This window comes from Streptomyces cadmiisoli (assembly GCF_003261055.1).
Lineage (GTDB): Bacteria > Actinomycetota > Actinomycetes > Streptomycetales > Streptomycetaceae > Streptomyces > Streptomyces cadmiisoli.
The window spans coordinates 4,608,267-4,634,549 of record NZ_CP030073.1; the positions used below are offsets into that span (position 1 = coordinate 4,608,267).

Consider the following 26,283-nt stretch of genomic DNA (forward strand, 5'->3'; position numbering starts at 1 on the left):
ATTCAGACGGTGGTCTTCTCGGACTCGGCCTTCTCCGCGTCCGCGAGGGCGGCCAAGTAGCGCTCGGCGTCGAGGGCGGCGGAGCAGCCGGTGCCGGCAGCGGTGATCGCCTGACGGTAGGTGTGGTCCACCACGTCACCGGCGCCGAAGACACCCGTCAGATTGGTGTGCGTGGAGGGCGCGTCGACCTGGAGGTAGCCCTCCTCGTCGAGGTTCAGTTGGCCCTTGAAGAGCTCGGTGCGGGGGTCGTGGCCGATCGCGATGAACAGACCGGTCACCGCCAGCTCGGACAGCTCGCCGGTCTTGACGTTGCGCAGCTTCAGGCCGGAGAGCTTCTGGTCGCCCTGAACTTCCGCGACCTCGCTGTCCCAGATGAACTTGATCTTCGGGTCACCGAAGGCACGGTCCTGCATGGCCTTCGAGGCACGCAGAGAGTCCCGGCGGTGGACGATGGTCACGGACTTGGCGAAGCGCGAGAGGAAGGTGGCCTCCTCCATTGCGGTGTCGCCGCCGCCGATCACGGCGATGTCCTGGTCCTTGAAGAAGAAGCCGTCACAGGTGGCACACCAGGAGACGCCGCGGCCGGAGAGAGCGTCCTCGTTCGGCAGGCCCAGCTTGCGGTGCTGGGACCCCGTGGCGACGATGATCGCCTTCGCCTTGTGGACCGTGCCCGCGGTGTCGGTGACGGTCTTGATCTCACCGGTCAGATCGACGGAGACGACGTCGTCGGGCACAAGCTCAGCGCCGAAACGCTCGGCCTGGGCGCGCATGTTGTCCATGAGCTCCGGGCCCATGATGCCGTCCTGGAAGCCCGGGAAGTTCTCCACGTCGGTGGTGTTCATGAGCGCACCACCCGCGGTCACGGCACCCTCGAACACCAGGGGCTTCAGCGACGCGCGTGCGGTGTACAGACCCGCCGTATAGCCGGCAGGCCCGGAGCCGATGATGATCACGTTACGGACGTCGCTCACGGCGGGATTCCTCGTCTCTGGACTGCGTCGTTCGACCGGTGGGAGTGCCTTTCAGAACTCTCACACCACCCAACGGATCCTAAGGGGCGCGCATTCCCGTTGTGCCCGGGCACACGGGGTGCCGTCACTTGGGAGATACCCGCGGATCGAGAGACCAGGCAACAGGCGGGACGCGGCTGTTCTCAGGGGCGTGTGTACGACTCTTGGAGCAGCACCTTGGCGGTGGTCGACGACTGATCCACACACGTTGCATCGACGATGTAGGCGGTGACTCGCGCGGGGTTCGTGGTGTCCGGCACAACCACGAGCAGAGCCTTCGTCCCCTCGTAGACCCCGGACTCGCTCGCCAGCGCGGTCCGAGTGCGTTCGATGCTGTTCTGGACGCACTCCGGGACCTGGACCGGCGGCTGCTTGAAAATGCGGTTGCGGTCGTTGCCCGGGGCGGACTCGACGTTCAGCTCGTCCGGGGTGCGAGACCCGCTCCCGGAGCTCTGCCCCTTGGCGAGGAGATCGGCGACCTGCTGCTCCAGCCCGCCCTTGGAGAACGTGTCGGACGAGCTGGACTGCTGATGTGCCGTGGTCCCGGGCTCCGACCCGGTCAGCGACGACACCAGTACGGAACCCAGCCCGAGAGCGGCAGCAGAGAACACTGCCCCCAGGACGACCGCCCTGCGGCGTCCTCCACGCTTGCGGTCCTTGCGGCCCGGACCCGTCGTGGAAGTGCGTGCGCGACCCGAGGGCCGATCCCCGGCTACCGATGTTTCACGTGAAACATGCGTGTCGACGTCCGGGTCGGAGACGCCCGGGGCTGTCTCGGCGGAAGCGACGCCCTTCGGTCCACTCGATGCGGTGGCGTCCACGTGATCGGGTCCGACGTCGAGCCCGTCGAGGGCGGTGGCATTGAGCAGCGCCTCCGCGGCGAGAGCGGCGTCGATCCTTTCAGCGACGTCGTCCGGCATACGCGACGGGCCCGGCAGGGTCCCCAGCAGCCCTCGGATCTCCTCGAGAGACGCGAGGACATCGGCACAGAGCTCGCACGCGTCGAGATGCCGTCGTACATCCGCGGTCCGGGACGGGGGGAGCAGGCCCTCGGTGAGGTCGGAGATCTCCATGACGTCCGGGTGCCCGGCCGTGTCCGTCGTGGATGTCACGCTCGCCCACCTCCGCCCTTCACAGCAGCTGAATCGCTTGGCCCTGCGCCCCGCGGACCCGTGTCGTGCGGTTCCGCTGCCGGTGGGACGGATGTCCCCTGCGCCCGGTTCCGTCCCGCGGCGGACTCTGTTCCGTCACCGCGCTTTTCCGGACGCAGATGGGTGAGCAACGGAAGGAGTCTGGCTCTGCCTCGCGCACAGCGACTCTTCACCGTCCCCGTCGGCACATCGAGGATGCGGGCGGCTTCGGCGACCGGGTAGCCCTGCATGTCGACGAGGACGAGAGCGGCGCGCTGATCGTGCGGGAGCGTGCCGAGCGCTTCCAGGAGCTGACGGTGGAGGTCGTTGCGCTCGGCGGGCGCCGACGCCGACTCGTGCGGCTCCAGCAGCTGCTCCAGGCGCTCGGTGTCGTCGACCGGAGAGGTCTTCCGGGACGCCGCCTTGCGCGCCCGGTCGAGGCAGGCGTTCACCGTGATCCGGTGCAGCCAGGTCGTGACCGCCGACTGTCCTCGGAAGGTGTGGGCGGCCCGGTAGGCGGATACGAGCGCGTCCTGGACGGCGTCGGCGGCCTCTTCGCGATCCCCCAGGGTGCGCAGCGCGACCGCCCAGAGCCGGTCGCGGTGCCGTCGGACGATCTCACCGAAGGCGTCGGGATCGCCCTCCACATGGCGGGCGAGCAGATCCTGATCGCTGGCCGCGTCGTACCCGGCGCCTTCCACCATCGGGACCCCCTCCCTCTTCGGTGAGACGTCAGCCCTTGAACTTCACGTCGGTGAGGGCCTGCTTGTAGCCCGGGTCGCTGTATGCGTCACCGCCGGCGTGCGGCAGCGCGGTGAACCACACGAGCACGTACCGGGTCTTCACCGGCTTGGTGGCCTTCACCGTTGCGGAGGTGCCCGAGGTCGTGACAGTACCCATCTTCTGCATCGAGCTGATGGGAGTGGACGAACTCATCGAGTCGGTCGCGTACAGGCTGACCGTGGTGTGGTCGCCCGCGAAGCCCAGCCCTATCGACGCGGACGCCACGGTCTGCTCCGAGCCCAGGTCGTAGACGATGCCGACGCCGGGTTTGAAGGCGGGGTTCATCTCGGGACCGTCGCGGAAGCTCAGCGTGCGCCAGTAGGTCGAGCTGTCACTGTCGTACGTCTTGGACACGTCCTCCGGAGCCTGGGTGGACCCCTTGGCGACGTATTCCTGCGCGCCCGCGACAGTGATCGGCTTCGCCGGCTTGGGTGCGTCCTGGCTCTTGTCGTTCTCGTCCGTCGTCTGCGTCTTGTTGGTGTCGTCGGTCTGGCTGCCGCGCTCCATCAGGGCGTCCGCGAGCTGCCAGCTGCCGAGGCCGAGCGCGGCGATCAGGAGGGCCGAGACGGACCACTTCAGCGCCTTGCCGGTACGGCTCTGCAACGGCGGGGGCGGAGAGGGCACCTGCTGGGTGGCGCGAGACGATGCCGGGCGGCCGTACGTGCCCTGCTGGTACGTCGTGCGCTGGTACTCCGGAGGGGCGGTGAACGCGGGCTCCGGCGGGCGGATGCGGGGCATCTCGCCGATCGCCTTCACCAGCTCCTCCGGCGTGGTGCAGGGGGACTCGTGCCGGGAGGCGGTCGCGCCGTCGTTGGCGAGCGCGCGCATGGCGAGCTCCGACAGGCCGCGGTGGACGCCGGCACGCACCTGGTCCGGGGCGATGAGACCGACGTCCTTGGGCAGCCCGGCCAGTCCGTAGGCGTCGCTCTCGTACGGCCAGCGCTGGGTCAGCGAGGCGTACAGCAGTGCGCCGACCGCCTCCGTGTCGGTGCGCTGCGGGGTGTCGGAACTGATCCCGCGCAGCGCGGCGTTGACGGCGAGGCCGCGGATGCGCCACTGGCCGCTGGAGGTGCGCAGGACGGCGTTGGGGTTCAGCCGAAGATGCGCGAGGCCCTCACGGTGGGCCGCCGCCATGGCCGAGGAGACCTGGCTGACCATGTGGTAGGCGTCGTGCGGCTCCAGGGGCCCCGAGGAGAGCAGCGTGGTCAGTTCCGTGGCGTCCGGCAGCCACTCGTGGACGACGTACACGACGTCGTTCTCCTCGACGGCGTCGAGGACCTGGACGAAGCGGGGGTCGCCCAGGAGGGCGGACGAGCGGGCGGCGGCCAGGACCGAACGGGCCCGGGCATGGTCCGCCGGCAGGACGTGGACGCCCACCGCCCGTCGCAGTTTCTCGTCGACCGCACGCCAACTGCTGAATCCGTCCAGACGGGTGACGCAGTCCTCGAGTCGGTAGCGTCTGGCGAGTTTGTGCCCGCTGTGCAACTCGGGCGTCGAAGCCTTCGGTCCGGGACTCTCGGTCCCACTGCTTCCCTGTGCCTCGTCGCGCTCCGTGTCCCGCTCCCGGTTGTTGGCCACCCCGTCGGCCGTGGACTGGTCCGCCTTGGCGGTCAGCGGCTCGTCGCCGCTGTTGTCTGCCACGTCGACGGCAGCCGTGCTCCGTTCCGCCACCGTCGTTCCTGCCTCCCCATCCATCGCGCGCCGTACGACTCCGTTGCGCGCCGTCCGACGCCGAAACCAATTGTGCCCACAGTCCGCCGCTATGCACGACACGCGGCGGCGGATGATGGTTGTGCGCGTACCCCCTGATTCAGCGGCCCAGACGTCCGCGGACCATGCCGACGAGCGAGTTCAGCTCCTCGATCCGCATCCGGCGGGCGGCGATGTAGAACGTGCCCAGCAGCACGACACCGCCGGCCAGCAGGGCGGCGGAGGAACCGGCGACGCCTTGGCCGAGGACCAGGGTCACGCCGTAGCAGGCCGCACCGCCGACCAGCGCGGCCGGGAGCGAGGCGATGCTCAGGCGCGTGTACGTGCGCCGTACCCGGCCGCCGTCGAGGTCACCGCCCAGCCGCTTGCGCAGGCGGCGCCAGGCGACGCCTACTCCGATCGCGTACGCGATGCCGTAGGAGGCGGCCATGCCGACGACCGCCCAGCGGGACGGCACCAGGAAGAAGCACAGGGCCGAGGCGCCGGCGTTGACGGCGGCCACGATGACCGTGTTGTAGAACGGGGTGCGGGTGTCCTCGTACGCGTAGAAGGCGCGCAGGACGACGTACTGCACGGAGTACGGGATCAGGCCGAGTCCGAAGGCCATCAGCATGAAGCCCATGTTGGTGGCCGCGCTGGTGCCGGAGGTGCCGAACATCAGCGTGCACATCGGGATGCCGAGCGCGAGGAATCCGAAGGCGATCGGCACGATGGCGACTGCCGTCGTCCGCAGACCCTGGGAGATGTCGTCGCGCACGGCGCCGGCGTCGTCCTCCGCCGCGGAGCGTGCGAGCCGGGGCAGCAGCGCGGCCATCAGGGAGACGGTGATGATGGCCTGGGGCAGGCCCCAGATCAGTTGGGCGTTGGCGTAGGCGGCGAAGCCCGTGCCGTCGACCGGCGAGTCCTTGCCCGCCGCGGTGGAGAGCTGGGACACCACGATCGCGCCCGCCTGGTTCGCGAGGACGAACAGGACGGTCCACTTGGCGAGCGTCACGGCCTTGCCGAGGCCGTGGCCCTTCCAGTCGAAGCGGAGCCGCGGCCGGAAGCCGGTCTCGCGCAGGTACGGGATCATCGCCAGGGCCTGCACGACGAGGCCGAGCAGAACGCCGATGCCGAGGAGCCGTTGACCCTCCGGCGGGATGTTCGTGACCGTCATGCCCGAGTGCTCGGCGGTCCCGTAGACCCAGAGGAACATGGCGAGCGTGACGATGATGACGATGTTGTTCAGGACCGGAGTCCACATCATCGCGCCGAAGCGGCCACGGGCGTTGAGGATCTGACCCATCACCACATGGATGCCCATGAAGAAGATCGTGGGCAGGAAGTAGCGGACGAAGGTGACGCCGACCTCGTTGGCGGCGGGGTCACTGGCGACCGCGTCCGACAGCATGCGGATGAGAAGCGGCGCGCCGAGGACGGCGAGCACGGTGAGCGTGCCCAGTGCCACCATGACCAATGTCAGAAGCCGGTTCGCGTAGGCCTCGCCGCCGTCCTCGTCCTCCTTCATGGCCCGGACGAGCTGCGGCACGAAGACGGAGTTGAGTCCACCGCCGACCGTCAGGATGTAGATCATGGTCGGTAGCTGGTACGCGACCTGGAAGGTGTCACCGAGCAGACCGACGCCGAGGGCCGACACGATCATGGCCGACCGGACGAACCCCGTGATGCGGGAGACCATCGTGCCCGCCGCCATCACCGCGCTCGACTTCAGCAGGCCGGCCGCGCGGCCGCCCTTCTTCGCCGTGGTGGCGGAGCCGCGAGCGGGCGCGGGTGTCTCCTCCTGCGCAGGTGGCGCCGTGGGCGCGGATGCCTGATACGTCTGCGGCGTCCCGGCACCGCCGTACGGCCCGGCCGCGGCGTTCGGCGCGCCGTACTGACCGGCCGGCACCCGGTCCATGGCGGGTGCGGCGGTCGGTCCCGGTACGGCCGGGTGACCGGTCGCCGGGTTGACGGCGCCCTGCTGCTGGTCCCGGAAGAGGTGCGCGAAGGCGTCCGGCTCGTGGCGCTCGCCGCCGGCCTGCGCCACCAGGTCGTCGACACCCACGTACTGCGTCGTACGGGGGTCGTCGCCGTAGGGCAGGTACTGCGTGGGGCCCGACGGCTCGGGTGGCGGCGTCTGGGCCCAGACCCGCGGGTCGGGCGCGTACGGCGACTGGGGCGGCTGGGCGTACAGCTGCTGCGGCGACTGGTACGTGCCCGGGGGCGGCGGCGGGTGCGCGGCCCGGTCGTAGAGCGCCTCGGACACCGGGTCCTGGGCCGCGAGGTCCTGGTCCCGGTAGGGGTCCTGATCGTAGGCGTCCTGGAGATACATGTCCGCGGGGTGCTGCGGCGGTACCTGGCCCGGCTCCGGCGGCGGGCCCTCGGGGCGACCCGAGCTGCCCGCGGCCTGGCCGCGGTCACCGTCGTACGGCGCGTTCATGGTTACCCCACCTCATCGTCCCGGGCCCACCGGCCACGACATGTCAACGGTCCACTCTCTCACCCGTCCCGGACGGGTCCGCGTTTTCCGTTGGGGTGTCCGGTGTCGGGTCACTCGGCTGCTTCGGGTCGTCTGCCCCGAGCAGGGTGCCGGACTCCTCCTTGAGACGGTCGCCGGGGCCTTGCGGGTTCTGCGAGGCGGCCGTGGAACCGTCCCCGGCATCCGGGTCGCCGGTGCCGGCCAGGTCGTCCTCCTCGGCCTCCCGGGCGGCCGCACGCTTGCGCTGGGTGTACATCCGGAAGCCGGCGAGGACGAGCAGCAGCACGCCGCCGCCGATGACCAGCATCACCGTGGCGGTGATCTCGGTGACCTTGACGTCGAAGGTGACGGGCGCGCCGTAGGCCTGGCCGTCCTCGGTGAACAACTGGGCCACCACGGTCACCCGGCCGTTGGCGTTGGCGGAGGTGGTGAACTTCACCGACTGGCTGTGGCCGCCGGAGACGGTGACGGGCTGCTCCGAGTAGGCCTTGCCGCCGATCTCCAGACGGGTCGGGCTGGTCGAGGTGAGCCTAAGCACCAGCCGGTCCACGCCCTGGACCAGGTTGTTCTGCACGGTCACCGGGATGATGGCGCTGCGGCCGGAGAGCTTCGTCTCCGACTTGTCGATCAGGATGACCTGGTCGGTCAGCACGTCGAGATACGTCTCCACACCGTCGCGGAAGTTCCGCGCCTGGACGACCCGGCCCCGCCACGACGTGGACATCTCACGGTTTATGGCCCGCCCGAAGGGAGTCACCACCCGGGACTGGTCGCTGAGGATCACCTTGAAGCCGTCGAGCTTCTTCTGCGTCTGCGCGATCTGTTCGAAGGCCCTGCGGGACAGTTCCTGCTTGCGCAGCCCGGACGGATAGTCCGCCGACGACGGCACCTTCCTGGTCGCGCCGGCGTCCGGCTTGGCCTTGGCGGCCGCGGAGAGCCCCTGCGCCTCGCTCCAGCCACCGTTCTGCAGGGCCGCGACCGCCTCGGCCATCGCTCGGGCCTCGCTGGCGGTGGCCGTGCGCTGCGGAGCGACCACGATGCTCCGCTGCTGATCCGTCTGCAGGTTCAGCGCGAGGCTCTGCGCGAGGAACTTCTGCACGGCGAGGGTCTTGCTGGACGCCTTCGTCAGATCGCCCTGGAACGCCGTGGACAGCCGCGCGTCAGCGACCACCGCCGTGGTGCCGCCGCCGATGGGACGGGCCGCGGACGGCGTGTACGGCAGCCCGCCGGTCTCCTCCAGGCTGTCGCTTCGCGTGATCACCTTGTCGGCGCCGGCGGAGGTGGCGACCTTCACGATCGACGGGTCCACGGCGCCGTCCACGGGCCAGGCGAACTCCGTGTTCGGTGTGACGTGGAGCACGGTCCGCACCGTGAGGGCGGCGACATCGGTGGCTGCCTTGAGCTGGCCCAGCGAACCGGTGACGTCCGTGCCGTTGTGGGCGAGGGAAGCCAGATCCGGATCGGCGAAGGGCAGGGCGACGACCTCCTTGTTCGCCACCGCCTTCTGGAGCCCGGCCAGCCACTGTTTGGCGACCGCCTGCTGCGTACCGGCCGTGGTGGTGTCACCCTCGCCCTGGACCCGGTAGCCGCGGGTCATCGCGTCGACGGAGGCCAGGAGGTCCGGGTCGATGACCCAGGTCACGTCGAGTTCCCGGCCCAGGGAGACGAGCTGCTCCAGGCGTCCGCCGGGGGAGATCTCCTTGGCGAGGTCGTCGTTGAGGAAGACCGGGGTCTGCTGCTCGTTGGAGCCCGTCTCCGCCGTCATGTGGGCGGTGGACACCAGCGGCCACATGACCGTCGTCCGTGTCTTCGGGTCCGCTTCCTCGGGCTGCCACGGCAGGAACGTCCGCTGGATGCCCAGCACCTGCTCCCAGGGCTGCGAGGCCGTCTCACCGGAGAGCGAGACCCCGATCTGGTAGACACCGCTTCCGCCGAGGTCCAGCTCGTCGACCGGGACGGAAATGCTGAAGCGCTGGGCGACGCCGGGGGTCAGCTCGGCGAACTCCTGCGAGAAGGAGTCGTCGACCGCCGTGCCGTCGACACCGGGGGCGTAGTCCTTGTGCCTTGCCGCGCTGTCGATCTCCGACCGCGTATCGAGCTCGGAGCCCACTCGCAGGTCCACGTGCGCCTCGGTCACCGACTGCTTGCCGTTGTTGGTCACCGTGCCCGAGACGGTCACGGTGTCGCCCTCGCTCGGCGCGCTGGGGCTGAGCGAATCGAGCGCCACCGCCACCGTGCGGGAGGCAGAGGCCGTCTGTACGGAGGTCTCGGCCCCGGCATGCGCGGCTGAGGCGGTGGGCAGCTGCATCAGGCCCGCCAGCAGTGGCGCACTGGCCAGCAGAGCCGTGGTGCGCCTCATCCACCGGCGGGCAGGTGAGGGACTCGTCCCCTGGAAGTCTGCCGCCTCGGCCACGCGCTCGCCCGTCCCTCGTCGTCAGTGGTCGTCGGAATGTGCGTCCAGGCATGGTAACGATGTGCGCCGAGGGGAAGTGCCACGGACCGCCTTGCAAGATCGGGACAGCGGGCCCGCTGTCCCGTATGTGAGCCTATAAAGGGGAACGCTTCCGTACGTCGGGAGGGCAGGCCTTGTGCCCGTATCGGCGAGGGTGTTCGCGGGCGATTAATCGAGGCGCTCGCGGGCGTCCGGGCCACGTACCCTTTTCTGTTGTGCCGAACGCCAACGATGAAACCACCGCTCTGAGCCAGGAGTGGCACCGCGCGGAGAACGAGCCGCCGAGTGTCGCCCCGGTCGCCGACGATCTCGCCCGACGTTTCCAGGAGGCCGGGTTCTCCCTTGCCCTGGTCGGCGGCTCGGTCCGGGACGCATTGCTGGGCCGGCTCGGCAACGACCTGGACTTCACGACCGACGCCCGCCCCGAGGACGTCCTGAAGATCATGCGGCCGTGGGCGGACAGCCTCTGGGACGTGGGCATCGCCTTCGGCACGGTCGGTGCCCAGAAGGACGGCTACCAGATCGAGGTGACCACGTACCGGTCGGAGGCGTACGACCGGACGTCACGCAAGCCCGAGGTGTCGTACGGCGACTCCATCGAGGACGACCTGGTCCGTCGTGACTTCACCGTGAACGCGATGGCGGTCGCCCTCCCGGAGCACAGGTTCGTCGACCCGTACGGAGGCCGCGACGACCTCGCGGCTCGCGTTCTGCGGACTCCCGGAACTCCTGAGGACTCCTTCTCGGACGACCCGCTGCGCATGATGCGCGCGGCCCGTTTCGCGGCGCAGCTCGACTTCGAGGTCGCGCCCGAGGTCGTCGCGGCGATGAAGGAGATGTCCGGGCGCATCGAGATCGTCTCGGCCGAGCGGGTGCGGGACGAGCTGAACAAGCTCATCCTGTCCGCCAACCCGCGCAAGGGGCTGGCGCTGCTGGTCGACACAGGGCTCGCCGATCATGTCCTGCCGGAGCTGCCGGCCCTGCGGCTGGAGAGTGACGAGCACCACCGCCACAAGGACGTCTACGACCACACGCTGATCGTGGTGGAGCAGGCGATCGCGCTCGAAGAGAACGGGCCGGATCTGGCGCTGCGCCTCGCCGCCCTGCTGCACGACATCGGCAAGCCGCGTACGCGTCGCTTCGAGAAGGACGGCCGGGTCTCGTTCCACCACCACGAGGTGGTCGGGGCGAAGATGACCAAGAAGCGCATGACGGCCCTCAAGTACTCCAACGAAATGGTGAAGGACGTCTCACGCCTCGTGGAGCTGCACCTGCGCTTCCACGGCTACGGCACGGGTGAGTGGACCGATTCCGCGGTCCGCCGCTATGTAAGGGACGCCGGCCCTCTCCTCGACCGTCTGCACAAGCTGACCCGCTCGGACTGCACGACGCGGAACAAGCGCAAGGCGGCGGCGCTCTCACGGGCGTACGACGGCCTGGAGGAGCGGATCGCCCAGCTTCAGGAGCAGGAGGAGCTGGACGCCATCCGGCCGGACCTCGACGGCAACGAGATCATGCAGATCCTGGGCATCAAGCCGGGGCCGGCGGTGGGTCAGGCCTACAAGCACATGCTGGAGCTCCGGCTGGAGAACGGGCCGATGGAGCACGACGCCGCGGTGGCCGCGCTCAAGGAGTGGTGGGCCCAGCAGAGCTGAGGCTGTGGAACCCGGCGATGTTTCACGTGAAACATGACGCGCGGACGGGAGCTGTACACAGACGCGGAGGGGCGATGTTTCACGTGAAACATCGCCCCTCTCGCCGATCGGCGCCAGTCCCTCATGAGGTCCGAGGGCTCTACTTGGCCGGGTAGTCCTCCAGGCAGAGGGTGAAGTCGCTACTGCCGCCCGTCTCGGTGTACTCGCTGTACTTCGTACGGTCGCAACCGCTCGACGTGCCGTCCTTCTTGTCGGCGACCTTGTACTTCGCCTTGGAGTCGCCGCAGTCCACGACCTCCAGGCCCGGGTCGGTGATGCTGTCCGGGTTGGAGATGCTCATGCAGTCGCCGACCGACGCCGTGTTGGCGTCGTCCCGGCTGGCTATGAAGCCACCGATCACGACACCGGCGACCACGACACCGACCACCACGTTCTTGATCGTCTTGAAGCTGAGCTTGCGGCGGGGCTGCTCCGGCGGGACCGGGGCGTACGGGCCGGGGAAGCCGGGCTGGGGCGGCTGTGGGGCCTGGGGCTGTCCCTGCGCGTACGGGTTGTTCTGGCCCTGCGCGAATGGATTGCCCTGGGGCGGCGGAGTAGTCACTTGGGGTCCCCCCTAGACATGGATGTGTGGCGCGAAGGACTCGCGCACATAAGACCCACGTAAGTTATCGGCACCCACTGACATGGTCATACCCGGGAGACGGTCTGTGGCACTGGTGTGACACTCAGCGGCGTTCAAAGCGACTCATAGCCACCGCAACCGCCCCGTAGAGCGCTGCGACGGTCAGTACCAGCGCCGTCGAGCGCCCGTCCGGGGGCAGCATCAGCGCGGCGATTCCGGCGGCGCCTACGAAGGCGATGTTGAACAGGACGTCGTAGAGGGAGAAGATCCGGCCGCGGTAGCCGTCGTCGACGGAGGACTGCACGACGGTGTCGGTGGCGATCTTCGCGCCCTGCGTGGTCAGCCCGAGGAAGAAGGCCGCTGCCATGATCGGGACCGTGGTGAAGGGAAGACCGAGAGCGGGTTCCAGGACCGCGGCGGTCGCGGCGCACACGACGATCCACCGGCCGGGGCCGAGCCGCCCGGCCGCCCAGGGCGTCAGCACGGCCGCCGTGAAGAACCCGGCGCCGGAGACCCCGACGGCCACCCCCAGGAGCGCCAGCCCCTCCTCCGGATCGCTCGACAGGGCGTAGCGGCAGAGCATCAGCAGCATGACCGTCAGGGCGCCGTAGCAGAAGCGCATCAGTGTCATCGAGGCGAGAGCCCAGGCGGCTTCGCGCCGTGCCGGCGCGGCGAGGTGGCGGACCCCGGCCACGAGGTCGCGAGCCGTTCCCCTCAGTGCCGCCGTCAGCCGGGGCTGAACCAGTTCACGGTCCGGGCCGAGCAGTTCCCGGGCCATGCGCAGCGACGCCAGCGCCGAGCACAGATACAGCGCGGCGCCGACCAGTACGACAGCGGCGTCGGAGTCGGCGATCAGCAGCCGTACGACGAAGGCGAGGCCGCCGCCGGCGGTCGCGGCCAGGGTGCCGGCGGTCGGCGAGAGGGAGTTCGCGATCACCAGACGGTCGGCGTCGACGACGCGGGGCAGCGACGCGGACAGACCTGCGAGGACGAAGCGGTTGACGGCGGTGACGCAGAGGGCGGAGACGTAGAACAGCCAGTCCGGGACGGGGCTGATCATCAGGACGGCCGTCGCCGAGGCCAGCGCGGCGCGCAGCAGGTTGCCGTACAGAAAGACCTGGCGGCGGCGCCAGCGGTCCAGCAGGGCGCCGGCGAAGGGGCCCACCAGGGAGTACGGGAGCAGCAGGACAGCCATGGCCGACGCGATCGCCGTGGCCGAGGTCTGCTCCTCGGGGGAGAAGACTACGTAGGTCGCGAGCCCGACCTGGTAGACGCCGTCGGCGCCCTGGGACAGCAGTCGCACGCCGAGCAGGCGCCGGAAGTCCCGGAAGCGGAGCAGGACGCGCAGATCGCTTACGACGGCCATGGGGCACAGCCTCACATACGGCGAGGGTCCCCTGGCGTCATGCCCAGGGGACCCTCAACCGACCGTGAACGGGGTGGCCTCAGCGCTCGACCTCGCCCTTGATGAACTTCTCGACGTTCTCACGGGCCTCGTCGTCGAAGTACTGCACCGGCGGGGACTTCATGAAGTACGAGGAAGCCGACAGGATCGGGCCACCGATACCCCGGTCCTTGGCGATCTTCGCGGCGCGCAGGGCGTCGATGATGACACCGGCGGAGTTCGGGGAGTCCCAGACCTCGAGCTTGTACTCCAGGTTCAGCGGGACGTCACCGAAGGCGCGGCCCTCGAGGCGCACGTAGGCCCACTTGCGGTCGTCGAGCCAGGCGACGTAGTCGGAGGGGCCGATGTGGACGTTCTTCTCGCCGAGGTCCCGGTCGGGGATCTGCGAGGTGACGGCCTGCGTCTTGGAGATCTTCTTGGACTCCAGGCGCTCGCGCTCGAGCATGTTCTTGAAGTCCATGTTGCCGCCGACGTTCAGCTGCATCGTGCGGTCCAGGACGACGCCCCGGTCCTCGAACAGCTTCGCCATGACGCGGTGCGTGATGGTGGCGCCGACCTGCGACTTGATGTCGTCACCGACGATCGGGACACCCGCCTCGGTGAACTTGTCCGCCCACTCCTTGGTGCCGGCGATGAAGACCGGGAGAGCGTTGACGAAGGCGACCTTGGCGTCGATGGCGCACTGGGCGTAGAACTTCGCCGCGGCCTCGGAACCGACGGGCAGGTAGCAGACGAGGACGTCGACCTGCTTGTCCTTGAGGATCTGGACGACGTCGACCGGCTCCTCGGCGGACTCCTCGATGGTCTCGCGGTAGTACTTGCCGAGGCCGTCCAGGGTGTGGCCGCGCTGCACGGTCACGCCCGTGTTGGGCACGTCGCAGATCTTGATGGTGTTGTTCTCGGAGGCGCCGATGGCGTCCGCGAGGTCGAGGCCGACCTTCTTCGCGTCGACATCGAACGCGGCGACGAACTCCACGTCACGCACGTGGTAGTCGCCGAACTGGACGTGCATCAGGCCGGGGACCTTGGACGCCGGGTCGGCGTCCTTGTAGTACTCGACTCCCTGCACCAGCGACGCGGCGCAGTTGCCCACGCCGACGACGGCTACGCGAACCGAACCCATTCCGGTTGCTCCCTGTGTGTACTCGGTGAGGCCCTGACAGGGACCTCACGTGGCGGTGTCGTCGGGCGAATCCGGCCGGGAGGTGTCCCCGGGCCGGGGCAGGTCGCCCGACGCTCCAGATGTGGTGTCCTGCTGAGCGGACCCCCCGGCGGCGGAACCCCGAAGGTCCCGCCCGGCCCGCTCGCTCTCGATGAGCTCGTTCAGCCAGCGCACTTCGCGCTCCACGGACTCCATCCCGTGGCGCTGGAGCTCAAGCGTGTAGTCGTCGAGGCGCTCCCGGGTACGGGCCAGGGAGGCGCGCATCTTCTCCAGCCGCTCCTCGAGCCTGCTGCGACGGCCCTCCAGTACGCGCATGCGTACGTCACGGGACGTCTGCCCGAAGAAGGCGAAGCGGGCGGCGAAGGTCTCGTCCTCGTACGCGTCCGGCCCGGTCTGTGAGAGCAGCTGTTCGAAGTGCTCCTTACCTTCCGCCGTCAACCGGTAGACGATTTTGGCGCGTCGTCCGGTGAGGGGAGCGGCGAGGGCGTCCTCGGAGGTGTTCCCCGGCTCCTCGATCAACCAGCCGTTGGCGACCAGCGTCTTGAGGCAGGGATAGAGCGTCCCGTAGCTGAACGCACGGAACACACCCAGTGATGTGTTGAGTCGTTTGCGCAGCTCATAGCCGTGCATAGGAGATTCGCGGAGCAGGCCGAGTACGGCGAACTCGAGGATCCCGGAACGCCGGCTCATCGTCGCCTCCCCTCTGCCGCGGTCGGACCGTGACGGTCTTTATCTCGTTCTGATGTATCGACTCGATACATCACGACGATAGAACGCTCCCCCGGATGCGACAAGAGGGGGAATCGTGAACGGCGTCACATCACTGATTCGTTGGAAGCAAGTTGCCTGATTTGGGGTGAACTTCAGTGCTCGGTGGGTTTTGGTGCTGCGTAGTCTGTGCGGCATGCACACCACCGGGAACCGAGTTGCGTCTGGGGGCGTCCCCGTCCCCGGTGAAGTACGGATGAATGGCGAACCGGCCGCATCCGTACTTCGGGGGGACCGGAAACCAGCCGCCGTTTCCAGGCGCGCCAGGGTGCGCCTGCCCTAGGAGTAGTCGTTCGATGAGCGAGCACCGTCGCAAACCGCAGCCGCCGCAGGGAGGCGGACGAGCCGCGGCCCGACGCGGCCAGTCCGGTTCGTCTCCCGGCCGCCGCGCGGCACCGCGAGGCGCCACCGGGTCTCCTTCCGACTCGTACGGGTCGGATTCCTATGGGTCAGGAGGCGAGGAGCCGTCTTACGGCGGCCGCGCCGAGGCCCGGCGCGCTGCGCAGAGAAGCAGTAGTAGTGGTGGCCGCCGCAGGGCGGCCGAACCCGGCCGAGGTGGCCGGCGTGCCGCACCCGGCGGCCCGCCGGGATCGGGCCGGGGCCGTGGGCGGGTTACGGACCCGGGCCACAAGCGCCTGATCGACTACCCGCGCGCGGGCAAGTACGGCTGGCGTCGCTGGATGCCGTCATGGAAGCTCGCGTCCGGGCTGTCCCTCGCCTTCTTCGGCAGCATGGTGGCCGTCGCGGGTGTCGGTTACGCCATGGTGAGCGTGCCTAAGGTCGCGCAGACCGCCGAGGCGCAGAACAACGTCTATTACTGGTCCGACAACACCGAGATGGTGTCGACGGGCGGCGAGACGAACCGGCAGATCATCAATCTGTCGCAGATCCCCAAGGAGATGCAGAACGCCGTCATCTCGCAGGAGAACAAGACCTTCTGGACCGACAGCGGCATCGACCCCAGGGGCATCGCCCGAGCCGTGTTCAACATGGCCCGGGGCGGTGACACCCAGGGTGGCTCGACGATCACCCAGCAGTACGTGAAGAACGCGATGCTGGACGACCAGTCGCAGACGGTCACCCGTAAGTTCAAGGAGCTGTTCGTCTCGATCAAGGTGGGAGCCTCGGTCGACAAGGACGAGATCATGGCGGGTTACCTGAACTCCGCCTACTACGGCCGCAACGCCTACGGGATCCAGGCCGCCGCGCGTGCGTACTTCGACAAGGACGCCATCGACCTGAACGCCGGCGAGTGCGCCTTCCTGTCGGCCGTGCTCAAGGGCGCCACGTACTACGACCCGGCGGGCGCCCCCTCCATCGACCCGGTCGGGGCCACCGCGGAAGCCAACAAGAAGCGGGCCCTGCTCCAGATGCAGGACACCCTGGACAAGATGGTCGAGTACGGCCACCTGGATGCCGCGGACCGGGCCAAGTACAAGGAGCTTCCCAAGGTCCAGAACCCGCGCTTCAACACCGCGCTGAGCGGCCAGGTCGGCTACCTCGTCGACTTGGCGAACGCCTATCTCGTCAACAACGAGGAGACCGGGATCTCGGAGCAGGAGCTCCGTGAGGGTGGTCTCTCGATCAAGACGACCTTCGACAAGAAGAAGGTCGGTCAACTGGAGAAGGCGGTCACGAAGGTCTACAAGGCCAACATCGACCCCAAGAAGCGCCCCGACACGGACACCCACGTCCAGTTCGGCGGTGCCTCGGTGGACCCGGAGACCGGGGCCATCGTGGCCATCTACGGCGGTTCGGACGCCACCAAGCACTTCACCAACAACGCCGACGAGACCGGTGCCCAGGTCGGTTCGACGTTCAAGCCGTTCGTGCTGGCGGCAGCCATGAAGTGGGGCGTGCGCGACCCGGAGCTGGAAGCGGTGCAGGCGCAGGACGAGCGGACCAAGGTGTCCCCGAAGAGCCTGTACAGCGGCAAGAACAAGCTCAAGATCAAGGACTACGACGGGTCGGTCTGGCAGAACGAGAAGGGTGAGGAGTGGCTCCAGGTCAACGACGGTGACGAGTCGCGGGGTGAAGCGCCTGACTACCGGATCGATCTGCGTGAGGCGATGCAGTTCTCGGTGAACTCGGCCTTCGTCCAGCTCGGCATGGACATCGGTCTGGACAAGGTGAAGGAGGCCGCGGTCGACGCGGGGGTCCTGGACAGCAGCCTGGCCGGCACGGACTTCCCCTCGTTCTCTCTCGGCATCTCCAAGCCCAGTGCCATCCGTATGGCGAGTTCGTACAGCACCTTCGCGGCGAGCGGCAAGCAGAACAATCCGTACTCGGTCCAGAAGGTCACGAACAAGGACGGCCTGGTCTTCGAGCACGAGGGCAAGACCAAGCAGGCGTTCGAATCTGCGGTGGCCGACAACGTCACCGACGTCCTGAAGACCGTGGTCGACAAGGGTACGGGTACCAAGGCCCAGCTGCCGGGCCGTGACGTGGCCGGCAAGACCGGTACCACCGACGGAAACAAGTCGGCCTGGTTCGTCGGCTACACCCCGCAGTTGTCCACCGCGATCAACATGTTCCGGTACCCGGACGACGAGACGATCAAGAACCGTACGTTCCTCGAGATGTACGGAACCGGTGACCAGGAGTCGATCCACGGTGCCTCGTTCCCCGCGGAGATCTGGCACGACTACATGGCCGAGGCGATGAAGGGCAAGAAGGTGGAGAAGTTCCCGACGCCCGAGCCCATCGGTGAGGTCATCAACGAGGCGCCGTCTCCGACCCCCACGCCGACGCCCACCGAGACCGAGGAAGAGACCACGCCGCCCCCGTCTCCGACGGAGTCCGAGACCGACGTCGACCCGAGGCCCACCGACGAGGAGACCTGCGGCTTCTTCAACTGTCAGGACAACGGCGGCGGCAACAACAACGGCGGCGTCGACTCCGGAGGCACGGACGGCGGTGTGACCGATGATCCGACGCCCACGGAGACGGACGGCGAGGATGACAGCGGCGGCGGCAACAACAGCGGGGGCAACAACAACGGCAACCCAGGCGGCATTTTCGGGGGTAACAGCACGTAGCCGCCGTATCGCCCGACAAGGGTGTTTCACGTGAAACATGGGCCGCCGCACCCTCAGGGTGCGGCGGCCCTCGGCGTACCCCGGGACGCGTACGGCAGGATGTGCCCCATGCCCAGTGCAGAAACGACGCAAGCGAGCGCGCGCGAGCCGGAGCCGGTGCGGCCCACCACGGTCGACCCGGTCGCCGCGAGCGGCAGTGAGCTGATCGGCGGTCCCGTCGGGCGGCGCGCCCTGCTCGGCACGTCCTGGTGGACCCCGGTGCGGGTGATCGCGCTCGTGGCGATCGGCATGTTCGCCCTCGGGCTGGTCCAGAAGGCGCCCTGCTACAACGGCGCCTGGTTCTTCGGGGCGAGCTCGCAGTACACGCATGCGTGCTATTCAGACATTCCGCATCTGTACAACGGGCGTGGATTCGTGGACGGGCTCATCCCGTACTTCGACCGGCTGCCCGGCGACATGGAGTACCTCGAGTACCCGGTGCTGACCGGAGTGTTCATGGAGGTGGCCTCCTGGCTCACCCCCGGCAGCGGCAGCATCCAGCACCAGGAGCAGTGGTACTGGATGGTCAACGCCGGGATGCTGATGGTCTGTGCGGCCGTCATCGCCGTCTGTGTGACGCGCACGCATGCCCGGCGGCCCTGGGACGGTCTGCTGGTCGCTCTCGCCCCCGCCTTCGCGCTGACCGCCACCATCAACTGGGACCTGCTGGCGGTCGCTCTGACGGCCGCGGCGATGCTGATGTGGTCGCGGGGTCGTTCTCTCGCTTTCGGCGTCCTCCTGGGGCTTGCGACGGCCGCCAAGCTCTACCCGCTCTTTCTGCTCGGGCCGCTTCTGGTGCTGTGCTGGCGCGCCGGCAAGTGGCGGGACTTCGGCAGGGCGCTGGGCGGCGCGGTCGTCGCCTGGCTGGTGGTGAACCTGCCGGTGATGCTGTTCGCGTTCGAGGGCTGGTCGAAGTTCTACACGTTCAGCCAGGAGCGGGGCGTCGACTTCGGGTCCTTCTGGCTGATCATGGCGCAGAACTCCAGCGACCCGCTGAGCACCGAGACCGTCAACACGCTCGCCACGCTTCTGATGCTGCTGTGCTGCGTCGGTATCGCGGTCCTCACCTTCACGGCCCCGCGCCGGCCGCGCTTCGCCCAGCTCGCCTTCCTGATCGTCGCGGCGTTCATCCTCACCAACAAGGTCTATTCACCGCAATACGTCCTGTGGCTGGTCCCCCTGGCGGCGCTGGCCCGGCCCAGGTGGCGGGACTTCCTGATCTGGCAGGCGTGCGAGGTGGCGTACTTCCTCGGCATCTGGATGTACCTCGCCTACACGACCAGCGGGGACGCCCACAAGGGCCTGCCGACCGACGGCTACCACTGGGCGATCGGCGCCCACCTGCTGGGGACGCTGTACCTGTGCGTCATCGTGGTGCGCGACATCCTCATGCCGGACCGGGACGTCGTGCGCAGGACCGGCGAGGACGACCCCTCGGGAGGAGTGCTCGACCGGGCGGAGGACGTCTTCGTCCTCGGCCCCGCGGCCCGTCCGCCCCGGCACGCCGGCCACTTCGAGGGACCCCCGGTGGAATGGGGCAAGGAGAAGGCCGTCGAAGGTTCGCTCTGAGCGAACGCCCCTGGTGGGTGCCGGCCGGTCATGCGGAAGGCCGTACACGGAGGTTCCCGTGTACGGCCTTCCGGCTGTACGGGGCGGCGCTCGCCTCGGGTGAGCGGTGCCGCTCGGTCAGCGGTCCACGATCCGGTCGAACTGCGTGGTGGTGTGCCGCAGATGGGCGACCAGCTCGTCGCCGACCGAGGGCTCGGGAGCGTCGGACGGCACGAACAGGATGGAGACCTGCATGTGCGGCGGCTCCGCGAACCAGCGCTGCTTGCCGCCCCAGACGAACGGAGAAAGGTTCCGGTTGACCGTGGCGAGGCCGGCCCGGGCGACGCCCTTGGCGCGCGGCATGACGCCGTGCAGCGCCTTCGGGGCTTCCAGGCCCACCCCGTGCGACGTGCCGCCCGCCACGACCACCAGGAAGCCGTCGGAGGCCGTCTTCTGCTGCCGGTAGCCGAAACGGTCGCCCTTGGAGACCCGGGTGACGTCCAGGACCGCACCGCGGTACTCGGTGGCCTCGTGGTCCCCCAGCCACAGCCGCGTGCCGATACGGGCGCGGAAGCGGGTCTGCGGGAACTGCTGCTGGAGCCGGGCGAGTTCGTCCGCCTTGAGGTGGCTGACGAACATCGTGTGCAGCGGCAGCCTGGCCGCGCGCAGGCGGTCCATCCAGCCGATGACCTCCTCGACGGCGTCGGAGCCGTCGGTGCGGTCCAGCGGCAGGTGGATCGCGAAGCCCTCCAGCCGGACGTTCTCGATCGCGGCGTGCAGCTGCGGAAGGTCCCGCTCGCTGATGCCGTGCCGCTTCATCGAGGACATCACCTCGATGACCACGCGGGCGCCCACGAGGCCGTACACGCCGTCCACCGACGACACCGACCGAATCACCCGGTCGGGCAGCGGCACCGGCTCCTCGCCGCGCCGGTACGGCGTCAGCACCAGCAGGTCACCGCCGAACCAGTCCTTTATCCGCGCGGCTTCGTACGTCGTGCCGACGGCGAGGATGTCCGAGCCCAGCCGAGTGGCCTCCTCCGCCAGCCGTTCGTGGCCGAAGCCGTAGCCGTTGCCCTTGCAGACCGGGACGAGGCCCGGGAACTGCTCCTGCACGTGCTTGTGATGCGCCCGCCAGCGCGCGGTGTCGACGTAGAGCGTGAGCGCCATGGCCGGACCTGGAACCTTTCTCGTGGCTGCGGTGTATCAGAGGTGTGAACGCTATCGAAGCAAACGTCCGGGTTTCAGCGGCGCGACATGTAGATGTCGAGCGCCTTGTGGAGCAGCTTGTTCAACGGGAAGTCCCATTCGCCGAGGTACTCGGCAGCCTGCCCGCCCGTGCCGACCTTGAACTGGATCAGGCCGAAGAGGTGGTCCGTCTCGTCGAGCGAGTCGGAGATGCCGCGCAGGTCGTAGACGGTGGCGCCGAGCGCGTAGGCGTCGCGCAGCATCCGCCACTGCATCGCGTTCGAGGGCCGGACCTCGCGGCCGATGTTGTCGGAGGCGCCGTAGGAGTACCAGACGTGCCCGCCGACGATCAGCATCGTCGCCGCCGAGAGGTTCACGCCGTTGTGCCGCGCGAAGTACAGCCGCATGCGGTTGGGGTCCTCGGTGTTGAGGGCCGTCCACATGCGCTGGAAGTACCCCAGCGGGCGGGGCCGGAAGTGGTCGCGCACGGCCGTGATCTCGTACAGCCGCTGCCACTCCTCCAGGTCCTGGTAGCCGCCCTGGACGACCTCGACACCGGCCTTCTCGGCCTTCTTGATGTTGCGCCGCCACAGCTGGTTGAAGTTCGCGTGCACCTCTTCCAGGGAGCGGTTCGCCAGCGGCACCTGGTAGACGTACCGGGGCTGCACGTCGCCGAAGCCGGCGCCGCCGTCCTCACCCTGCTGCCAGCCCATCCGACGCAGCTTGTCCGCGACCTCGAAAGCGCGCGGCTCGATGAAGTCCGCCTCGATGTCCCGCAGACGCTTCACGTCCGGGTTCTGGATGCCCTGCTTGATGGAGGGGGCCTCCCAGCGCCGGATGATCACCGGCGGGCCCATCTTCACGGAGAAGGCGCCCTGCTGCTTGAGGTGGGCCAGCATCGGCTGAAGCCATTCGTCCAGGTTCGGCGCGAACCAGTTGATGACCGGGCCCTCGGGCAGATAGGCGAGATAACGCTTGATCTTGGGCAGTTGGCGGTAGAGGACAAGGCCGGCGCCGACCAGCTCACCGGTCCGCTCGTCGAACCAGCCGAGGTTCTCCGACCGCCATTCCGCCTTGACGTCCGCCCAGGCCGGGACCTGCATGTGGCTAGCCGACGGCAGGGTCTGGATGAATGCCAGATGCTGCTCGCGACTGATGGTCCTCAGGGTCAGGCTCATTCGGGGCGCTCCTCGGGCTGGTGTGTCCCCATGGGAACAGGGGCTCCGGCTCTAGCGCCGAAGCCTACTGCGCCGTGCGAGCGCCCCGGCTGGGCGTACGGCACCTTCGCCCCGGCCTGTCGCGGCCGGGGCGGTGATCGGTGTGCCCCGAAGGGCTGTGAGAGATGTCGGGAGGGCGGCGTCTACCGGGTCAGCCGATGCCGCCGAAGAGGCCGCCGTGGGCCATACCCAGGAAGAAACCGAAGGCCGAGGCACCGAGGCCCATGATCAGCGCGAAGCGTTGGCGGGTCGTCTCCGAGATCCACTGCCCGGACGCACCGGTGAGGATCCCGACCAGACCGGTCCAGGAGCTCAGCAGATGCAGGCTGGGGAACATCGCCGTGATGAAGGCGGTCACTCCGAGCACCGCGGTCACCCAGACCAGGGTGTCCTGGACGGGGTGGCGCTTCTCGTCCGTGGCGAAGAGAGATCCGGCAGTGTTGGGTCGCAATACCTGTGCCATAGGGCACCTCCTGCGGAAGGCGGCGCATCGTAGCGCCATACACACCCGATGTGTACAGATTGACGGCCCCCAGGGCCTGATTTCAACCGGAAGCCGGTGTGCGGGTACTCTGTACCGTCTGCGCGGTTGTCTGCCCGGACCACGGCAGGGGAGCCCCATCGGGCCCCGTTGTCAGTGGTGGCGGATACCGTTGCGTACGCATCACAACCCTCCTGCCACGGAACGACCGTGGCCGCTGAGTCCAGAGGAGGTGGGTTCCACATGCGTCACTACGAGGTGATGGTCATCCTCGACCCCGATCTCGAGGAGCGTGCTGTCTCCCCGCTGATCGAGAACTTCCTTTCTGTCGTCCGTGACGGCGGCGGAAAGGTCGAGAAGGTCGACACCTGGGGCCGTCGTCGTCTCTCGTACGAGATCAAGAAGAAGCCCGAGGGCATCTACTCGGTCATCGACCTGCAGGCCGAGCCTGCGGTCGTCAAGGAGCTCGACCGCCAGATGAACCTGAACGAGTCGGTCCTCCGGACCAAGGTCCTCCGTCCCGAGACCCACTGAGCTCCGCTCAGCTGATCTCGGGATTCGAGTAGCAGCACCAGCAGCCAGCAGCAGCAAACCCGCCGAGAGGTTCCCCCATGGCAGGCGAGACCGTCATCACGGTCGTCGGCAACCTTGTCGATGACCCCGAGCTGCGCTTCACCCCTTCCGGTGCGGCGGTCGCGAAGTTCCGTGTCGCGTCCACTCCCCGCACCTTCGACCGTCAGACGAACGAGTGGAAGGACGGCGAGAGCCTCTTTCTGACCTGCTCGGTCTGGCGCCAGGCGGCGGAGAACGTCGCGGAGTCGCTCCAGCGAGGCATGCGCGTCGTCGTGCAGGGCCGGCTGAAGCAGCGGTCCTACGAGGACCGTGAGGGTGTCAAGCGCACGGTCTACGAGCTGGACGTCGAGGAAGTCGGCCCCAGCCTGCGCAACGCCACGGCCAAGGTCACCAAGACCACGGGCCGCGGTGGTCAGGGCGGTTACGGCGGTGGCGGTGGCGGCCAGCAGGGCGGCGGCTGGGGCGGCGGCTCCGGCGGCGGCCAGCAGGGCGGCGGCGCTCCTGCCGACGACCCCTGGGCGACCGGCGCTCCCGCCGGTGGCAACCAGGGTGGCGGCGGCTGGGGCGGCGGCTCCGGCTCCGGCGGCGGCAGCGGCAACGGCGGCGGCTACTCGGACGAGCCCCCCTTCTGAGCAACCAGCTCAAAGGGCGGGTCGCACCCAAACTTCTTGATCACACAGGAGAAACACCATGGCGAAGCCGCCTGTGCGCAAGCCTAAGAAGAAGGTCTGCGCATTCTGCAAGGACAAGGTCACGTACGTGGACTACAAGGACACGAACATGCTGCGGAAGTTCATTTCCGACCGCGGCAAGATCCGTGCCCGCCGCGTGACCGGCAACTGCACGCAGCACCAGCGTGACGTCGCCACGGCCGTCAAGAACAGCCGTGAGATGGCGCTGCTGCCCTACACCTCCACCGCGCGATAAGGGAAGGGTGACCGACTCATGAAGATCATCCTCACCCACGAGGTCTCCGGCCTCGGTGCCGCGGGCGACGTCGTCGACGTCAAGGACGGTTACGCTCGCAACTACCTGATCCCGCGGAAGTTCGCGATCCGCTGGACCAAGGGCGGCGAGAAGGACGTCGAGCAGATCCGTCGTGCTCGCAAGATCCACGAGATCCAGACCATCGAGCAGGCCAACCAGGTCAAGGCCCAGCTCGAGGGCGTGAAGGTCCGTCTGGCCGTTCGCTCCGGCGACGCCGGCCGTCTCTTCGGTTCCGTCACCCCGGCCGACATCGCCTCGGCGATCAAGGCTGCCGGCGGTCCCGAGGTCGACAAGCGCCGGATCGAGCTCGGTGCTCCGATCAAGACGCTCGGCGCCCACGAGACGTCGGTGCGTCTGCACCCCGAGGTTGCCGCCAAGGTCAGCATCGAGGTCATCGCCGCGTAAGCGTCGCGCTCGCTGAAGCAGTGAGTGGGGGCCACACCCTGTGGGGTGTGGCCCCCACTCGACATTTCAGGGGCGGCGTCGAAGCCGGTGCCGGGACTTGGGACCATCACGAGCCGGACAGGGTCGTGTGTTTCACGTGAAACATGGTCAATCGGGTGCCGGGTGCCGGGTGCCGGGTGCCGCCGTGCGGGGTGAGGGTGCGGATTTCCTCAGGGCGTCTCCGCCTCTCGGCGTCTCAGCGTGTCGCGCCGGTGACGAGCCAGTGGCCGGAGCGCTCTCGCAGCCAGAGGGTCAGCATCCGCACGGTCATCATCAGTGACATGGCGAGCCACAGTGCGGTGAGTCCTCCACCGAGCGTGGGGACGAGGAGGGCCACCGGGGTGAAGACGGCCAAGGTGAGGATCATCGCCCAGGCGAGGTAACGGCCGTCGCCGGCGCCCATCAGAACGCCGTCCAGGACGAAGACCACGCCGCAGATCGGCTGTGACAGGGCCACCACCAGCAGCGCGGGGAGCGCGGTGTCCTTGACGATGGAGTCGCTGGTGAACAGGGGAAGGAAGGCCGGGCGGGCCACGACCACCAGGAACCCGAGTACGACACCGACCGCGATTCCCCACTGGACCATGCGACGGCAGACGTCGCGGGCGCCACGTACGTCGCCCGCACCGAGATGACGTCCGATGATGGCCTGTCCCGCGATGGCGATGGCGTCGAGCGCGAAGGCGAGCAGGCTCCACAGGGACAGGATGATCTGGTGGGCGGCGATGTCGGCGTCACCGAGTCGGGCGGCGACGGCCGTGGCGATCAGCAGGATCGCCCTCAGGGAAAGGGTGCGTACCAGCAGCGGTACGCCGGCCTGGGCGGATGCCCTGATCCCGGCGGTGTCCGGGCGCAGCGAGGCACCGTGCCTACGTGCTCCCCTGACGACGACCACGAGATAGGCGGCGGCCATGCCGCATTGCGCGATCACGGTGCCCCAGGCCGAACCCGCGATGCCGAAGCCGGCGCCGTAGACGAGGACGGCGTTGAGGACGGCGTTGGCGATGAAGCCGGCGACGGCGACGTAGAGCGGTGTCCTGGTGTCCTGTAGTCCGCGCAGAACACCGGTCGCCGCGAGGACGACGAGCATGGCGGGTATGCCGAGGGACGAGATGCGCAAGTACGTGGTCGCGTACGGGGCTGCCGTGTCGGACGCGCCGAAGAGGTCCACGAGGAACGGGGCGGTGGGCAGGACGACGGCGATGACGCCGGCGCCCAGGAGCAGCGCCAGCCAGATGCCGTCCATGCCCTGACGGATGGCGGCCGGGAGTTCACCCGCGCCCACGCGCCGGGCCACCGCCGCCGTGGTGGCGTAGGCGAGGAACACGAAGATGCTCACGGCGGTCGTGAGCAGGGCTGAGGCGACGCCGAGTCCGGCGAGCTGTGCCGTACCGAGATGGCCGACGATCGCGCTGTCCACGAGGACGAAGAGGGGCTCGGCGACCAGGGCACCGAAGGCAGGTACGGCCAGCGAGACGATCTCTCGATCATGCTGTCGCCGGACAGCTCTGGGGGTCGCGGGAGCCTGTGTCATGGGCACCAATCTAATCGTCCACAGGTAAGAGATGCAAAGCAATAGTGACCCTTACCTCGCACATCACGGTGTGTGCGCT

General features: G+C 68.5%; 21 protein-coding genes. 7 read left to right on the top strand and 14 right to left on the bottom strand.

Annotated features, from left to right (window positions below; all coding sequences use genetic code 11):
• Positions 1–2: 2 nt before the first annotated feature.
• The 6 genes from trxB to DN051_RS19865 all read right to left on the bottom strand — a co-directional run bounded on the left by trxB (position 3) and on the right by DN051_RS19865 (position 9,504).
• A complete protein-coding gene (trxB, locus tag DN051_RS19840) occupies positions 3–971 on the bottom strand; it encodes a thioredoxin-disulfide reductase (protein ID WP_112439200.1) in 969 nt (322 codons plus the stop codon).
• 182 nt (positions 972–1,153) lie between these two features.
• On the bottom strand, positions 1,154–2,122 hold the full coding sequence (locus DN051_RS19845) for an anti-sigma factor family protein (RefSeq protein ID WP_112439201.1): 969 nt from the start codon (positions 2,120–2,122) through the stop codon (positions 1,154–1,156).
• Positions 2,119–2,844 (bottom strand): RNA polymerase sigma factor SigM, encoded by a 726-nt coding sequence (gene sigM, locus DN051_RS19850; RefSeq protein WP_112439202.1) that lies wholly within the window; start codon positions 2,842–2,844, stop codon positions 2,119–2,121. Before sigM ends, DN051_RS19845 begins: the two co-directional genes overlap by 4 nt.
• A gap of 28 nt (positions 2,845–2,872) precedes the next feature.
• Positions 2,873–4,594 (bottom strand): protein kinase family protein, encoded by a 1,722-nt coding sequence (locus tag DN051_RS19855; protein ID WP_112439203.1) that lies wholly within the window; start codon positions 4,592–4,594, stop codon positions 2,873–2,875.
• A 139-nt stretch (positions 4,595–4,733) separates the two neighbouring features.
• Entirely contained in the window at positions 4,734–7,052 is a 2,319-nt protein-coding gene (gene murJ / locus DN051_RS19860; RefSeq protein ID WP_053762786.1) for a murein biosynthesis integral membrane protein MurJ, read from the bottom strand.
• Between the two features lie 43 nt (positions 7,053–7,095).
• Positions 7,096–9,504: a DUF6049 family protein gene (locus tag DN051_RS19865; RefSeq protein WP_112439204.1), complete on the bottom strand. Its 2,409-nt coding sequence runs from the start codon at positions 9,502–9,504 to the stop codon at positions 7,096–7,098.
• A 254-nt stretch (positions 9,505–9,758) separates the two neighbouring features.
• Between DN051_RS19865 and DN051_RS19870 the strand changes: the two genes are divergently transcribed.
• A complete protein-coding gene (locus tag DN051_RS19870; protein WP_112439205.1) occupies positions 9,759–11,198 on the top strand; it encodes a CCA tRNA nucleotidyltransferase in 1,440 nt (479 codons plus the stop codon).
• A 139-nt stretch (positions 11,199–11,337) separates the two neighbouring features.
• Here DN051_RS19870 and DN051_RS19875 read toward each other — a convergent pair whose 3' ends face one another.
• The 4 genes from DN051_RS19875 to DN051_RS19890 all read right to left on the bottom strand — a co-directional run bounded on the left by DN051_RS19875 (position 11,338) and on the right by DN051_RS19890 (position 15,077).
• Entirely contained in the window at positions 11,338–11,799 is a 462-nt protein-coding gene (locus DN051_RS19875; protein WP_053762789.1) for an LppU/SCO3897 family protein, read from the bottom strand.
• A gap of 124 nt (positions 11,800–11,923) precedes the next feature.
• Positions 11,924–13,186 (bottom strand): MFS transporter, encoded by a 1,263-nt coding sequence (locus DN051_RS19880; protein WP_053762790.1) that lies wholly within the window; start codon positions 13,184–13,186, stop codon positions 11,924–11,926.
• Positions 13,187–13,265: 79 nt separating this feature from the next.
• Positions 13,266–14,348 carry an inositol-3-phosphate synthase gene (locus DN051_RS19885; protein WP_053762791.1) on the bottom strand — a complete coding sequence of 361 codons (1,083 nt, stop codon included), beginning with the start codon at positions 14,346–14,348 and terminating at the stop codon, positions 13,266–13,268.
• A 45-nt stretch (positions 14,349–14,393) separates the two neighbouring features.
• Entirely contained in the window at positions 14,394–15,077 is a 684-nt protein-coding gene (locus tag DN051_RS19890; RefSeq protein WP_053762792.1) for a PadR family transcriptional regulator, read from the bottom strand.
• A 374-nt stretch (positions 15,078–15,451) separates the two neighbouring features.
• Between DN051_RS19890 and DN051_RS19895 the strand changes: the two genes are divergently transcribed.
• Both DN051_RS19895 and DN051_RS19900 read left to right on the top strand, forming a co-directional pair.
• Complete coding sequence (locus DN051_RS19895) at positions 15,452–18,193, top strand: transglycosylase domain-containing protein (RefSeq protein ID WP_112439206.1); 2,742 nt, start codon at positions 15,452–15,454, stop codon at positions 18,191–18,193.
• A 108-nt stretch (positions 18,194–18,301) separates the two neighbouring features.
• Positions 18,302–19,801: a glycosyltransferase family 87 protein gene (locus DN051_RS19900; protein WP_199314959.1), complete on the top strand. Its 1,500-nt coding sequence runs from the start codon at positions 18,302–18,304 to the stop codon at positions 19,799–19,801.
• Between the two features lie 117 nt (positions 19,802–19,918).
• Here the strand turns inward: DN051_RS19900 and DN051_RS19905 are convergent, their stop codons facing one another.
• The 3 genes from DN051_RS19905 to DN051_RS19915 form a co-directional block, all read right to left on the bottom strand.
• The gene (locus DN051_RS19905; RefSeq protein ID WP_053762794.1) at positions 19,919–20,950 is read right to left on the bottom strand and encodes an alanine racemase; all 1,032 of its coding nucleotides are present in this window, start codon (positions 20,948–20,950) and stop codon (positions 19,919–19,921) included.
• 74 nt (positions 20,951–21,024) lie between these two features.
• The gene (locus DN051_RS19910; protein WP_053762795.1) at positions 21,025–22,146 is read right to left on the bottom strand and encodes a lipid II:glycine glycyltransferase FemX; all 1,122 of its coding nucleotides are present in this window, start codon (positions 22,144–22,146) and stop codon (positions 21,025–21,027) included.
• 190 nt (positions 22,147–22,336) lie between these two features.
• Positions 22,337–22,648: a hypothetical protein gene (locus tag DN051_RS19915; protein WP_053762796.1), complete on the bottom strand. Its 312-nt coding sequence runs from the start codon at positions 22,646–22,648 to the stop codon at positions 22,337–22,339.
• Between the two features lie 261 nt (positions 22,649–22,909).
• Between DN051_RS19915 and rpsF the strand changes: the two genes are divergently transcribed.
• The 4 genes from rpsF to rplI all read left to right on the top strand — a co-directional run bounded on the left by rpsF (position 22,910) and on the right by rplI (position 24,631).
• Positions 22,910–23,200 (top strand): 30S ribosomal protein S6, encoded by a 291-nt coding sequence (rpsF, locus tag DN051_RS19920; protein ID WP_004985983.1) that lies wholly within the window; start codon positions 22,910–22,912, stop codon positions 23,198–23,200.
• Between the two features lie 77 nt (positions 23,201–23,277).
• Complete coding sequence (locus DN051_RS19925; RefSeq protein ID WP_112439208.1) at positions 23,278–23,871, top strand: single-stranded DNA-binding protein; 594 nt, start codon at positions 23,278–23,280, stop codon at positions 23,869–23,871.
• 58 nt (positions 23,872–23,929) lie between these two features.
• Complete coding sequence (gene rpsR, locus DN051_RS19930; RefSeq protein ID WP_003949403.1) at positions 23,930–24,166, top strand: 30S ribosomal protein S18; 237 nt, start codon at positions 23,930–23,932, stop codon at positions 24,164–24,166.
• Between the two features lie 18 nt (positions 24,167–24,184).
• Complete coding sequence (gene rplI, locus DN051_RS19935; protein WP_112439209.1) at positions 24,185–24,631, top strand: 50S ribosomal protein L9; 447 nt, start codon at positions 24,185–24,187, stop codon at positions 24,629–24,631.
• 235 nt (positions 24,632–24,866) lie between these two features.
• Here rplI and DN051_RS19940 read toward each other — a convergent pair whose 3' ends face one another.
• The gene (locus DN051_RS19940; RefSeq protein WP_112439210.1) at positions 24,867–26,204 is read right to left on the bottom strand and encodes an MATE family efflux transporter; all 1,338 of its coding nucleotides are present in this window, start codon (positions 26,202–26,204) and stop codon (positions 24,867–24,869) included.
• Between the last annotated feature and the right edge of the window lie 79 nt (positions 26,205–26,283).